The sequence below is a fragment of the Rossellomorea sp. NS-SX7 genome (assembly GCF_052828565.1).
Map to the genome: position 1 here is coordinate 3,365,258 of NZ_CM128249.1, position 12,665 is coordinate 3,377,922.

The 12,665-nt window shown below is 47.4% G+C and carries 15 protein-coding genes; 2 read left to right on the forward strand and 13 right to left on the reverse strand.

Annotation, left to right across the window (positions count from 1 at the left end):
• Positions 1 to 2: 2 nt before the first annotated feature.
• The 5 genes from ACUXV2_RS16795 to ACUXV2_RS16815 all read right to left on the reverse strand — a co-directional run bounded on the left by ACUXV2_RS16795 (position 3) and on the right by ACUXV2_RS16815 (position 4,023).
• On the reverse strand, positions 3 to 962 hold the full coding sequence (locus ACUXV2_RS16795) for a gluconeogenesis factor YvcK family protein (RefSeq protein WP_446244293.1): 960 nt from the start codon (positions 960 to 962) through the stop codon (positions 3 to 5).
• Positions 959 to 1,855: an RNase adapter RapZ gene (rapZ, locus tag ACUXV2_RS16800; RefSeq protein WP_446244294.1), complete on the reverse strand. Its 897-nt coding sequence runs from the start codon at positions 1,853 to 1,855 to the stop codon at positions 959 to 961. Before rapZ ends, ACUXV2_RS16795 begins: the two co-directional genes overlap by 4 nt.
• A 78-nt stretch (positions 1,856 to 1,933) precedes the next feature.
• On the reverse strand, positions 1,934 to 2,392 hold the full coding sequence (locus ACUXV2_RS16805; RefSeq protein ID WP_446244295.1) for an NUDIX domain-containing protein: 459 nt from the start codon (positions 2,390 to 2,392) through the stop codon (positions 1,934 to 1,936).
• A 448-nt stretch (positions 2,393 to 2,840) separates the two neighbouring features.
• Entirely contained in the window at positions 2,841 to 3,557 is a 717-nt protein-coding gene (locus ACUXV2_RS16810) for a GDSL-type esterase/lipase family protein (protein WP_446244296.1), read from the reverse strand.
• A gap of 151 nt (positions 3,558 to 3,708) precedes the next feature.
• On the reverse strand, positions 3,709 to 4,023 hold the full coding sequence (locus ACUXV2_RS16815; protein ID WP_446244297.1) for a MerR family transcriptional regulator: 315 nt from the start codon (positions 4,021 to 4,023) through the stop codon (positions 3,709 to 3,711).
• Positions 4,024 to 4,194: 171 nt separating this feature from the next.
• On the opposite strand from ACUXV2_RS16815, the gene ACUXV2_RS16820 reads away from it, so the two are divergent.
• A complete protein-coding gene (locus tag ACUXV2_RS16820; RefSeq protein WP_446244298.1) occupies positions 4,195 to 4,341 on the forward strand; it encodes a hypothetical protein in 147 nt (48 codons plus the stop codon).
• Between the two features lie 189 nt (positions 4,342 to 4,530).
• Here ACUXV2_RS16820 and trxB read toward each other — a convergent pair whose 3' ends face one another.
• On the reverse strand, positions 4,531 to 5,478 hold the full coding sequence (trxB, locus tag ACUXV2_RS16825) for a thioredoxin-disulfide reductase (RefSeq protein ID WP_446244299.1): 948 nt from the start codon (positions 5,476 to 5,478) through the stop codon (positions 4,531 to 4,533).
• A 114-nt stretch (positions 5,479 to 5,592) separates the two neighbouring features.
• Positions 5,593 to 7,101 (reverse strand): tetratricopeptide repeat protein, encoded by a 1,509-nt coding sequence (locus tag ACUXV2_RS16830; RefSeq protein WP_446244300.1) that lies wholly within the window; start codon positions 7,099 to 7,101, stop codon positions 5,593 to 5,595.
• A gap of 474 nt (positions 7,102 to 7,575) precedes the next feature.
• Between ACUXV2_RS16830 and ACUXV2_RS16835 the strand changes: the two genes are divergently transcribed.
• Positions 7,576 to 7,740 (forward strand): hypothetical protein, encoded by a 165-nt coding sequence (locus ACUXV2_RS16835; RefSeq protein ID WP_446244301.1) that lies wholly within the window; start codon positions 7,576 to 7,578, stop codon positions 7,738 to 7,740.
• 213 nt (positions 7,741 to 7,953) lie between these two features.
• Here the strand turns inward: ACUXV2_RS16835 and hisIE are convergent, their stop codons facing one another.
• The 6 genes from hisIE to hisD are packed head-to-tail and all read right to left on the reverse strand — an operon-like array spanning position 7,954 to position 12,633.
• The gene (gene hisIE / locus ACUXV2_RS16840; RefSeq protein WP_446244302.1) at positions 7,954 to 8,592 is read right to left on the reverse strand and encodes a bifunctional phosphoribosyl-AMP cyclohydrolase/phosphoribosyl-ATP diphosphatase HisIE; all 639 of its coding nucleotides are present in this window, start codon (positions 8,590 to 8,592) and stop codon (positions 7,954 to 7,956) included.
• On the reverse strand, positions 8,589 to 9,347 hold the full coding sequence (gene hisF, locus ACUXV2_RS16845; protein ID WP_446244303.1) for an imidazole glycerol phosphate synthase subunit HisF: 759 nt from the start codon (positions 9,345 to 9,347) through the stop codon (positions 8,589 to 8,591). The genes hisIE and hisF overlap by 4 nt, the downstream gene beginning before the upstream one ends.
• On the reverse strand, positions 9,341 to 10,078 hold the full coding sequence (gene hisA / locus ACUXV2_RS16850) for a 1-(5-phosphoribosyl)-5-[(5-phosphoribosylamino)methylideneamino]imidazole-4-carboxamide isomerase (RefSeq protein ID WP_446244304.1): 738 nt from the start codon (positions 10,076 to 10,078) through the stop codon (positions 9,341 to 9,343). The genes hisF and hisA overlap by 7 nt, the downstream gene beginning before the upstream one ends.
• Positions 10,075 to 10,713 carry an imidazole glycerol phosphate synthase subunit HisH gene (hisH, locus tag ACUXV2_RS16855; protein WP_446244305.1) on the reverse strand — a complete coding sequence of 213 codons (639 nt, stop codon included), beginning with the start codon at positions 10,711 to 10,713 and terminating at the stop codon, positions 10,075 to 10,077. Before hisH ends, hisA begins: the two co-directional genes overlap by 4 nt.
• A gap of 3 nt (positions 10,714 to 10,716) precedes the next feature.
• Positions 10,717 to 11,304 (reverse strand): imidazoleglycerol-phosphate dehydratase HisB, encoded by a 588-nt coding sequence (gene hisB / locus ACUXV2_RS16860; protein ID WP_446244306.1) that lies wholly within the window; start codon positions 11,302 to 11,304, stop codon positions 10,717 to 10,719.
• A gap of 54 nt (positions 11,305 to 11,358) precedes the next feature.
• Positions 11,359 to 12,633 carry a histidinol dehydrogenase gene (gene hisD, locus ACUXV2_RS16865; protein ID WP_446244307.1) on the reverse strand — a complete coding sequence of 425 codons (1,275 nt, stop codon included), beginning with the start codon at positions 12,631 to 12,633 and terminating at the stop codon, positions 11,359 to 11,361.
• Between the last annotated feature and the right edge of the window lie 32 nt (positions 12,634 to 12,665).

Sequence of the window (12,665 nt, forward strand, 5' to 3'; positions counted from 1 at the left end):
TGTCATTTATTTGATTCCATATAGGAATGAATGATATTCGCTACTTTTTCCGTATTGTGACGTACCAGTCCATTATTATATGAAAGAATATCATGGGCAAGAACCTCGATCCCCATGGAATTCAATCGTTCGATATCAAAATGTACCGGACTCGCCTGTTCTTTGTCATACCTTGCCTGCACTTCGACCGGCACCTGCTTGTTATTGACCAAAATTGCATCGATGCATGAAGGATCCATATGGTTCGAAATGGCGCCGACATGATCGCTCGCCGTGTATCCGAGCGTCTCGCCCATTTGAGTCATGATATTGCAGATATACAGCTTCTTTGCCCCCGACTGGCATACCGCTTCACCGATCCCGGGTACAAGAAGATTCGGAATGATGCTCGTATAGAGACTTCCAGGACCCATGACGATAAGATCCGCTTCTTTTATGACCCGCAGTGTTTCTGTGAGGGGCTTGATGTTGTCAGGCTTCAAGAAGACCCTCTTGATCTTCTTCCCGGCCTTCGGGATGGTCGATTCACCCGTCACGATCGTCCCGTCTTCCATCTCGGCATTCAATATGACGCTCTGATTGGCAGAAGGAAGGACCTTGCCTTTCACATTCAGGACCCGGCTCATCTCCTGGATGGCGTGGACAAAATCACCCGTGATCGAAGCCAGTGCGGCAATGATCAAATTGCCCAGCGCATGGCCCGATAGCTCGTTCTCCGTTTCGAACCGGTGCTGAAACATCTGCTCGACAAGTGGTTCCACCTCTGATAGTGCGGCCAGCACATTACGGATGTCCCCCGGTGGAGGTATGTCCAGCGAATCACGCAGGCGCCCTGAGCTTCCGCCGTCATCCGCAACCGTCACAATCGCGGCCAGATCGAGCGGGTGGCGTTTCAGTCCGCGCAGGAGGACAGGAAGACCCGTTCCCCCTCCGATGACGACAACCTTTGGCAGTTTGGTCATGGTGTCTGGACTGCCTTTCTCTTTTCGATATCACGATGGGAGATTTTCGTATGATAATCGTCTTCAAAGTGATGGCCGATATGTTCCGCCAACGCGACCGAGCGATGCTGTCCGCCTGTGCAGCCAATGGCCACCACGAGCTGACTCTTCCCTTCACGCTTGTAATGAGGAAGCATGAATGAAAGCAGATCCGTTACCTTATCAAGGAACTTATGGGTTTCATTCCATTTAAGGACATAGGTCGAAACCTCTTCATCAAGGCCCGTCTTCGGACGCATATGGTCGATATAATGAGGATTCGGCAGGAATCTCACATCAAATACAAGATCCGCATCGATCGGGATTCCATGCTTGAATCCGAATGAAATGACATTCACCGTAAAAATCGATTTCTTATTCACGGAGAACTCTGTGAGAATCTTCTCGCGCAGTTCTCTCGGCTTCATGGACGATGTCGTATAGATCAACTGTGCGCGGCCTTTTAGTTCTTCGAGCAGTTGGCGTTCCTGCTTGATCCCTTCAAGAGGAAGTCCAGAAGGAGCAAGAGGATGCGACCTGCGCGTTTCCTTATAGCGTCTGACAAGGGCAGAATCATCTGCATCCAGATAGAGGATCTGCGGCGTCACCCAGGAAGTCTCCGCCAATTCGTCAAGCGCCTTGAAAAGATGATCGAAGAATTCCCTTCCGCGAAGGTCCATGACCAGCGCGACCTTATTCATCTTGTTGCCGGACTCTTTCATCAGCTCAAGGAATTTAGGCAGAAGAGTCGGCGGCAAATTATCTACGCAGAAAAACCCTAAATCCTCGAAGCTTTGAATGGCGACTGTTTTACCGGCTCCGCTCATCCCTGTTATGATCACTAATTGTACGTCATTCGTAGAACCTGTACTCATGCTCTTCCCCCGCTTTGTATTTAAGATTTATGGTTGGGACTTCTAATTACAACAGTCCTAACATAATTATATCTTCTATCAGCTCGGATCTAAGCGGTACGATAACAGCTTGAAATCCGGTGTATACGTAAATGTTCCGTAGATGGTTTTCTTACCATGCAGCAGATAGTCAAGGATATGATAATCCCCTTCAGCCATCGGCAGGTCCTTGATGTCTTCGAACTTATGCCATTTGATCTTTCCTTCTTCAGACTCCTGAAGATTCACACCGTCTGCTTCTGTTGCAAAAAAGGAAAACATCATCCATTCTGAAACCACTTTTTCCCCGTCTTTGATGATGAACGTAAATACACCTTTCAGATCGGGATTCTTTAGATAAATCCCTGTCTCTTCGCGGTACTCGCGTATGACGGCATCGCGGATCGATTCACCCTGCTCCATCTTGCCGCCCGGTGCCACCCACCAATTCCGGCGGGGCTTTTGGAGAAGGAGTACTTTGTCTCCATCCAGATATAAGCAATTTGTGACACGCTGCACTTCCTTCACCTCTAGTCTAGTTCATTAGGACATTAATCCGTCCTTTTTCATTCCTTATATTATACTATGATTGCAGACAAGCCACAATGTCTCTGCCTTCAATGTAAGCATACAATGAAAAATTGTCGATTAACCTTTATAAAAAAACGGACAAGCTTCCCCAAAATTCGAGTGATACAGCCCTCTCCCTGTCACTATAACAGAAAAAAAGGCAAAAAAAATAGACACAGGCGAGTCCTGTGTCGTCTACGGGATTTATTACTTAAAAAGGGGGTCAATTTCTTACTTTCTATAATACCCGATAATTGTTTCACTAGTGTTACAACAGATTTAAAACGGTATTACGGAATTGTTAATTTTGACGAATTTTTATTAAATACCGCTCGAATTTTGGCGGAATTTGTATAACGAATAGCGAATAGATATTCAGACGGGCGAATATTCATTCTCAGAATTCATACTTTTTCATGATTTGATCTGCCATCATTTCATACCCTTTCCCATTCGGATGAAGGGAATCATGAAAATATTGCTCTTTGTTTTTACCCTTGAATAATGGATTGGATGATACATATTTTACTTTCCCGTGTTTCTTCACTTCTTCCATGATCGTTTGGTTCCATTCATCGACATACTCTTCGATTTTATCACTATCCCTGTCCGGATAAGGATTATAGAGGCCGATCACAAGGATTTCTGCGTCCTCATTCGTTTTTTCAAGCGTATCCAGAATGAAGTTTAAGTTCTCTACATACTCGGTTTTAGCTTCCATGATTTTATCATGTTGAAGGGGGACTAGATCTCCTCCATTGCTTTTGATCAGGTCGTTGGTTCCTATGTTCAGGATAAAAATATCCGCTTCCGTCAGATCCTCGGCCACACTCGGTTTCATCAGCTGCTTTTGAAGACCTGATGACTTTTGGCCCGGAATCCCGAGGTTCTGGAACTGATAACTTTCTTTCGTGTTCTTCTCGTTCACCTTTTCTTCAAGTCGGCCGATATAGCCCGTATCCTTGTCATCCCCATATCCATACGTCAGGGAATCACCGAGGGCGAGGACCCTTTTCTGTGATTCAGACTTGCTTTCTTCTGCAAAAAAACTGACATAGATGATAGGAATGAGTGCTGCTGTCATGATTGGGATCATGAGCTTCCATTTCTTCATTGATGATCATACCTTCCTGGTCTGTGCTGTCATTCATGGTGTGTATATTCCCTTTTGACCGGGGTGTAATCCTGTATATTTTTGGTATCGGCAGGAGTATTGCATTAAAAAAGACAAACTCCCCATAGAGTTTGCCTTGCTGCTGGATCCATCAATTCTTCTGGATCCCGAACCGTGCGTTTATTTGGCCTCTGATCATTTTCTGTTTCGCTTCTTGTCTCTCTTTTTTAGTCAATTCATATTTGATTTCCTTGGTTGTGACGCCTTCTTCTCTATGGTCCGCAATTTCCATTAATCGTTCTACGTCGTTGAAAGAGTATTTCCGGTATCCCCGGTTGGTCCGTTCTGGGAAGATAAGATGCTTTTCTTCGTAGTACCTGATTTTTCTCTCTGTCAGGCCTGTTAATTCACTGACTACTCCGATTGAGATCACTTTTTTATCCTTATAGGAAGATTCCTGTCCCACACTACCCTCCTCCTCTTTGCTTCATTATACATGGGTTCCGGGTAGATTTTGAGCTTTATGTAAGAAAGTCTGACAAACAATCTTTTCTTTGGCAGGAAACCTCACAAAGTTGCGGAAGTGTTGACCGGAGGAGTTTACAATGAACTTACGCTATCAAAAGGAGTGAATGCTATGCCATTTTTAAGAGAAGCTGTCCAAAAGCAGCGTGAGCATTTTATTCGTCTCATTGTGAAACATGGAGTTGCGGAAGGCCCGGAAGTGGAAAAATGGACGCTGACCGAATTGATTGCGATCTACGATAAGCATTTGAGGAAATAAAAAATAGAAATTAGGAGGCGCCTTGATCAGCCTCGACAAACGCTTCAAAGCAGACTGGTGAAGCCGCTCTTTGACTTCTTAAGCCGGCCCAAACGTCTCAAGGGGCCAGGCGCTGGGGCTCGATCAGATGATATTTACTCTTTCTTATAATAAAAAAGCCTTGGGAAACGAATCCCAAGGCTTTATCTTTTATGCGTTTTTGACTTTTTCTTGCAATTCCTCAACATAGTGCTGGGCTGTCTGTGCCGCAATACTTCCGTCGCCAGTCGCCGTAACGATTTGACGAAGCTCTTTTTCACGCACGTCGCCGGCTGCGAAGATTCCAGGGACTTTCGTTTCCATTTTTTCGTTGGTCACGATATAGCCCATGTCATTGGTGATGCCGAGGTTTTGGAATGGTTTCGTCAATGGAATCATTCCGATGTAAATGAAGACACCGTCCGCTTGGAAATCTGTTTCTTCCCCGTTTTCGGTTGATACAAGCGTGACGCTGCCAACCTTGCCTTCTTTTTCATTAATTTCTTTCACTGTGTGATTCCAGATGAAATCGACTTTTTCGTTATCGAAGGCACGCTGTTGCAGGATCTTCTGCGCACGAAGCTCATCTCGTCGGTGAACGATCGTCACTTTGTTCGCGAATCGTGTCAGGTACACACCCTCTTCTACTGCAGAGTCCCCTCCGCCTACAACGACAAGGTCTTTTCCTTTGAAGAAGGCCCCGTCACATACGGCACAGTATGATACTCCGCGGCCGCCAAGCTCTTTCTCGCCAGGTACGCCGATTTTCTTGTATTCCGCACCGGTTGTGAGGATGACCGCGCGTGCTTTATATTCCTTCGATCCCGCTTTGACAAGTTTGTAATCGCCCTCGTCGACGATTTCCTTGATGTCTCCGTATGCGTATTCCGCACCGAACTTCTTCGCATGATCAAACATTTTATTCGACAGGTCCGGACCAAGGATATGGTCGAAGCCTGGATAGTTTTCCACTTCTTCTGTGTTTGCCATTTGTCCGCCCGGCACACCTCTTTCAAGCATTAGCGTTGAAAGGCTTGCACGGGACGTATATACAGCCGCTGTCATTCCGGCAGGACCGGCACCGGCGATAATCACATCATAAATTTTTTCTTCTGACATTCTGAATTACCCCTTCCAAAAACGGTCTTTTAAGCAATTTCCTTATTCCCTATATAGTATTCACTGTCTATCCCTATCCTATAAAAAACAGGGTTGTATCGTCCAAAAATATGCTCATGGAAGGTAGCTTTCCACCACAGTAATATATTTAGTCAGCGTGCTTGCAGAGACATTGTAGTTGTCGCACACCTGTTTCTTTGTCACCTTTTCATTTCTCAGGCGATTCCATACATAGTCGGCCGCCGCTGCAAATGCTTTCGTATTCTTAAACGTCTCGCGCTCTTTAAGACCGCGGTACGCAACCGTGAACCAAGTCAGGAACAAACCTGAATCAACACTTGAAATCGGGTGATGGAAATCATACAGGTGAAGCGCGACCTCATGCATATTCTTGATCTCCTGATTCACCTTCATCGAGGTATTCCCGTTGGTGTTCAGTACATGGGCGAGATACACCTTTTCTACTATCGACAAGTCTTCCACTTCACAAAAATCGGCATGCGTCAGCACCGATTTCTGATGCTCAGACACGGAAGTGAGGAAAAGCCCGAATAGCTTTTCTTCTGTGTACTCACTTTGAAGCTTCTTTAAAATCGATGTGACATGATTCTCAAAACCTGCAGCACGGTTGTCATTCCAAGGCTCGGTTCCCTCTTTTTCAGGATTGAGCTCGACAACCTTTTTCCAGGCATTGCGCGCTGTTTGGATGTGCCCTGTTTCATACGCTGAATGGGACAGCCAGTAGTAATAGCTCGCATCCCCTTCAAATCCGATCTTCTGCAGCGATTTCAACCACTCGTATGCTTTCTCGGAATGACCGATCAATGCGAAAGTCGCCCCAAGCTTGAAACGATGCTCATGCAGCAGCGGACGTACCTTTTCAAGCCCGGTGATCAGCTCTTTCAGATCGTCATTCCTTTTTTGATAAAAATAAAAAACAGCCGTGTTGCAAAGCGCATGAAGATTTCCCGGGTTCTTCTCAAGCACCTCTTCCAGTGTGGCGGAGGCTTGATCCACTTCACCCAGGTAGAAATACGCCAGTGCAAGATTATTATAAGCAGACCAGAATTCCGGATATTCTTCGATCACTTTTTTCAATGTCTCAACGGCTTTTTGGAAATGACCTGATTCAAGCAGCTCCTTTGCCTTCTCCTGCTGCATGATCAGATCATCATGTTCATATAAATCTTCCACAGTCAAATCGGAATCGAGTTCCAGCAATTCAAGCAGATCCTCGGCATCTTCCACGAACTCGCCATGCTCCTCTTTTTCCAAATACACACTCACATGATCATACGCTTCCTTGAACAACCCGAGATGCGCATAATTATTGGCTAAAAAGTAGTGACACTCGACCATATGCGGATCGAGGTTTTTCAATATTTCATGCAGTAACTCATTCGCATGCTTGAACTCGCCAAGCTCTGTATAAACAATCGATAATTGACACGCAATCATCGGCTCTAAAGGTTCGAGTTGAAACGCTCTATTCAAATATTTTAACGACCGCTTAAGCTCGCGGCGCTGATATGCTTTCATGCCCTTATTGTAGTAGTACTCACCCGTCGGGACAAAAGACAATACCTTTGCTTGCTCACTTCTTAATTTTGACCCTTTTCTCATCAAAGTCCTCCGAAACGTTCATAGTATATCCAGGCTCTTTTTCGCTCTGCTCTACCAGCTTTACAGTACCGGCACTTGACCGTTTTGTCCGTTCCATCGGCCAGCGTGTTTGCGTTTGCGTCAGAAAGAGCACGTGTATGCAATTCTTATATATAAAAACAATGTTTTTAGAAAATAACCTATAACTAGGATAGTATAACACACAACGTAGATGGACTAAACTACCATATTTTGATGGGGAAGTGTTACCAACGATTGGTCGGCACGAAGGAAGTGATGATTCCATCAAGTGACGGAAATGATTTGTGATTTGGTGGAATTCTTTGGTCATGTGATGGGATTATTTCGTGGTTTGGTGGAATTATTTGATTTTGTGATGGAATTATCTCGTGATTTGGTGGATTCATTTGAAATTGTGATGGAATTCTCGTGATTTGGTGGAATCATTTGACGATGTGATGGAATTCTCGTGATTTGGTGGAATCATTTGACGATGTGATGGAATTATCTCTTGATTTGGTGGAATTATCTCTTGATTTGGTGGAATCATTTGATGATTTGATGGAATTATCTCGTGACTTGGTGGAATTATTTGATTTTGCGATGGAATTATCTCGTGACTTGGTGGAATTATTTTAAATTGTGATGGAATTAATTCGCTTTGTGCTTGAATCAATATAAACAGACAGCGTTATTCTACATAAGGAGTGATGATCATCATGATCACTCCTGACAATCTGTTTGTTTACCTCGCTTCATAACTAGTAAAAAATCAATTATTCAGCAAAATGGTGTACAAAACAAAAAGAGTGACGTGCCTTTAAAAAGACCGTCACCCGATTGAAACAATCATTATTTATTATGCCGCTCCACAAGTACCCCAAGCACTTCTTCCAAAGGCAGATCCTGTTCGCGCAGCAGCACCAATACGTGATAGAGTAAATCCGCCACTTCCCATTTCAGTTCTTCCGCGTCCCGGTTTTTCGCCGCGATGATCACTTCGGATGCTTCCTCCCCTACTTTTTTCAGGATCTTGTCGACTCCTTTTTCAAACAAGTAGGTGGTGTAGGCGCCTTCCGGACGTTCTTTTTCGCGGTCTGAAATGAGTGCTTCAAGCGTCAGCAGAATATTCTCCTCAGAAGCCGCAGGTGCGGCGCTTTCTCCGAAGACATCCTCATGGAAACAGCTCTCTTCACCCTTATGGCATGCAGGGCCATTTTTATCGACAAGGACGAGCAGCGCATCCTTATCACAATCCCAGACGATGCTCTTGACCGCCTGCGTATTTCCGCTCGTTCCGCCTTTGTGCCAGAGCTCCTGGCGGGAGCGTGAATAGAACCAGGTCTCACCCGTTTCAAGTGTCTTCGCCAACGATGTCTCATTCATGTAAGCCAGGGTCAGGACTTCCTTCGTTTCCGCATCCTGGACGATTGCCGGCACGAGACCTTTTTCATCATATTTCACTTCGGAAATCCAATCATTGTTCGTCATCGTACATGCACCTCCTGCTCTTTCAGGTAACTCTTCACTTCTTCTACGCTCGTTTCTTTATAGTGGAAAATGGATGCTGCGAGGGCCGCATCGGCTTTTCCATCCGTGAATACTTCTTTAAAATGTTCCGCGTTGCCGGCTCCGCCCGAAGCGATGACCGGGATTGAGACAGCCTCACTGACTGCACGGGTCAACGCTACATTGAAGCCTTTTTTCTCGCCGTCGCTGTCCATCGACGTCAGCAGGATTTCTCCGGCACCAAGTTCCTCGACCTGCTTTGCCCATTCGACTGCATCTAGTTCGCGAAGCTTCCGTCCGCCGTGCGTGTAGACCTTCCAGCCTCCGCTATCTTCATCATACTTCGCATCGATTGCGACGACGATACACTGTGAACCGAAGTACTGTGCGCCTTCGCGCACAAGTTCCGGACGCAGTACAGCCGCAGTGTTCAAGGACACCTTATCTGCGCCGGCTCTTAAAATAGCTTTCATATCCTCAACGGCATTGATCCCACCGCCGACTGTAAACGGGATGGCGAGTTCTGCTGCCACATGGCGGACGACTTCGACCATCGTTTTCCGGCCTTCATGGGAAGCCGATATATCTAAAAATACAAGCTCGTCAGCGCCTTGTTCATCGTACACTTTTGCTAGTTCGACGGGATCTCCAGCATCTCTCAGTTCCACGAATTGAACGCCTTTTACGACACGTCCGTCTTTTACATCCAGGCAGGGAACGATCCGTTTTGTCAGCATGATCCCTTCACCTCTTCCAGCGCTTCGGCGACAGTGAACTTTCCTGTATAAAGGGATTTCCCGCAGATCGCACCGGACACACCCTGATCACAATATTGTTTAAGAGCAACCAGGTCTTCAAGTGAACTCACGCCTCCGGACGCAATCACTGATTTACCCGTTTCCCTTGCAAGCTCGACAACCGCTTCGACGTTCGGTCCGGAAAGCATGCCGTCAGTGGCAATATCGGTGAAAATGAACGTTTCCGCCCCGGCAGCAGCCAGTTGCTTCCCGAGGTCTACCGCTTTCAGGGAAGACGTTTCGATCCAGCCGTGCGTGGCAACATAGCCATCCTTGGCGTCCAGTCCGATGGCAATCTTGTCACCGTATTTCGCAAGCCATTCTTTTACCAATTCTGTATTCGATACCGCAATGCTGCCAATGATGACGCGGTCGACGCCGCGGTTCAGGTAGTGCTTGATGTCTTCCTCAGAACGTATCCCTCCGCCGATTTGGACTTTTGCATCAAGCTTTTCGGCAACGGCAATCACGAATTCATCGTTGATCCTCGAGCCTTCCTTCGCTCCGTCGAGATCGACCATGTGGATCCATTCGGCACCTTCATCCGCGAATGTTTTTGCCATATCGAAAGGAGAGTCGCCGTAGACCGTCTCCTGATTGTAGTCGCCTTGAATCAATCGTACACATTTTCCTCCGCGCATATCAATGGCGGGATAGATAGTAAAACTCATGAAACTGCCTCCGATTCTTTCACTCGTCTTGTGAAGTTTTCCAGCAGCTGCATGCCCAGCTGCCCGCTTTTTTCAGGGTGGAACTGCATGCCGTATATGTTATCTTTGCTGACCACCGCCGGGATTTCAACACCTGCGTAGTCTGCCGTCGCTGTCAGGACTTCTTCAGAACCCCGTACATAATAAGAATGGACGAAATACACATACCCTTCCGTCAACCCTTCGAGAAGGTGGGATTCTTTTTTAAACGACAGTTGATTCCAGCCCATATGAGGGACTTTATATTCGTTCCCCTCATTGTCACGTTTCGGGATATGAATGACTTCGCCTGGAAGCAGGCCGAGACCCGGTGTACGGCCATTTTCTTCACTTTTTTCAAAAAGAAGCTGCATCCCGAGGCAAATGCCGAGCAGCGGCTTCCCGCTTTCAGCGAAGGTCAGAATGGTTTCTTTCAAATGAGTTGACTCAAGGAGATTCATCGCGTCCTTGAAGGCGCCGACTCCCGGTAAAATCAGACCGTCTGCTTCCAGCAGCTTCTCACGGTCGTCACTGATGAAATAAGGGACGTTCAGACGCTCAAGCGCTTTGCTGACTGAGAACAGGTTCCCCATTCCGTAATCTGCGATGCCAATCATGATTTACAACATCCCCTTTGTGGAAGGAATTCCTTTGACCCGCGGGTCGATTGTCGTCGCTTCATCGAGCGCACGTCCAAGTGCCTTAAAGATTGCCTCGATGATGTGATGCGTGTTGTGTCCGTAGTGGACGATGACATGAAGGTTCATCCTCGCTTCAAGTGCAAGCTTCCAAAGAAACTCGTGGACATTTTCCGTATCGAACGTCCCGACTTTCTGGCTTGGAAGGTCCGCCCTGAATTCAAGATGCGGACGGTTGCTGAGATCGACGACGACCGTTGCCAGCGCCTCGTCCATCGGAACCATCGCTGACCCGTACCGTTTGATGCCTTTTTTATCGCCTAGGGCTTTGACGAGCGCCTGTCCAAGGCAGATCCCGATATCCTCCGTCGTATGGTGGTCATCCACCTCCGTGTCTCCATCCGCATCGATCTTGCAGTCAAACTGTCCATGCTTCGTGAACAAGTCCAGCATATGACTCATGAACGGAACACCCGTCTCAATCTCCGAATTTCCTTCTCCGTCGATTCCAAAACTCAAACGAATATCCGTCTCGTTCGTCTTCCTCACAATCTCCGCTCTTCTCTCCATAGCTGCTTCACTCCTTTAAAGTACCGAGGGACGGGCGTTTAGCATGCTAAAGCATCAGTCCCTCTTTTTGAATCGTATTTCGACTGCACGCGCATGGGCTTCGAGGCCTTCGAGCCGCGCTAGTTTCGCTATTTTAACTCCATTTTCCTTCAGTGCTTTTTCACTGTAGGAAATGATGCTTGATTTCTTCATGAATTCATCGACGTTCAAGGGACTCGAGAATCGTGCCGTCCCGTTTGTCGGCAGCACGTGATTCGGCCCTGCAAAATAGTCGCCGACCGGTTCTGAGCTGTAGCGTCCTAAGAAGATCGCTCCGGCATGGCGGATTCCCGCCATCGTTTCGAATGGATCCGCCGTCAGGATTTCCAGATGCTCCGGTGCAAGCCTGTTGACAAGGTCCACAGCCTTATCCAAACCGTCCACTACATAGATTGCCCCGAAATCGCTGATGGACTGCCGGGCGATGTCCTCGCGCGGAAGGGTGGACAGCTGCCTTTCTACCTCGTGCGCAACGTTTTCGGCAAGGGTTTCACACGTGGTCACAAGAACCGCGGAAGCCAATGTATCGTGTTCCGCCTGCGATAGCAGGTCTGCCGCTATTTCATCTGCATACTGTTCCCCGTCCGCCAGCACGACGATTTCGCTTGGGCCGGCAATCATATCGATATCCACGTCCCCGAACACCTCACGCTTGGCAAGTGCCACATAGATGTTCCCTGGTCCGGTGATTTTATCAACGGGAGCGATCGTCTCGGTTCCATACGCCAATGCTGCAACCGCCTGTGCACCGCCTACCTTGTAGATTTCCTCCACACCGGCGATCTTTGCGGCTACGAGCACGCCCGGTGACAGCTTACCGTCTTTTCCAGGCGGCGAGACCATCGTGATCCGTTCGACACCGGCCACCTTTGCAGGCATCACGTTCATCAATACAGACGACGGATACGCCGCAGTTCCACCCGGTACGTACACTCCGACCGAATCAAGAGGTGTCAGCTTCTGTCCGAGCATCGTCCCGTCCGGCTGCGTGGTGAACCAGGAGGACTGTTTTTGCTTTTCATGGAATGCCCTGATGTTATCAGCCGCTTCCTGGATTACACTGATTAATTCAGTATCCATCGCGGCAAACGCATCAGCGATTTCATCTTCGGATACTTTGATTTCATCCATGACGACACCATCGAATTTTTCCGTGTACCGGTTCAGGGAGGAGTTCCCTTTTTCCCGAACAGATGCGATGATTTCCTGAACGGCTTTTCGCTGTTCTTCGGTTCCGCTGTCGACTGAGCGCTTAATCGACGCCCCTTCGACCTCTCTGATAATCTTCATTCATTCCACCAGCCCTTTATATAAAAAAGTTC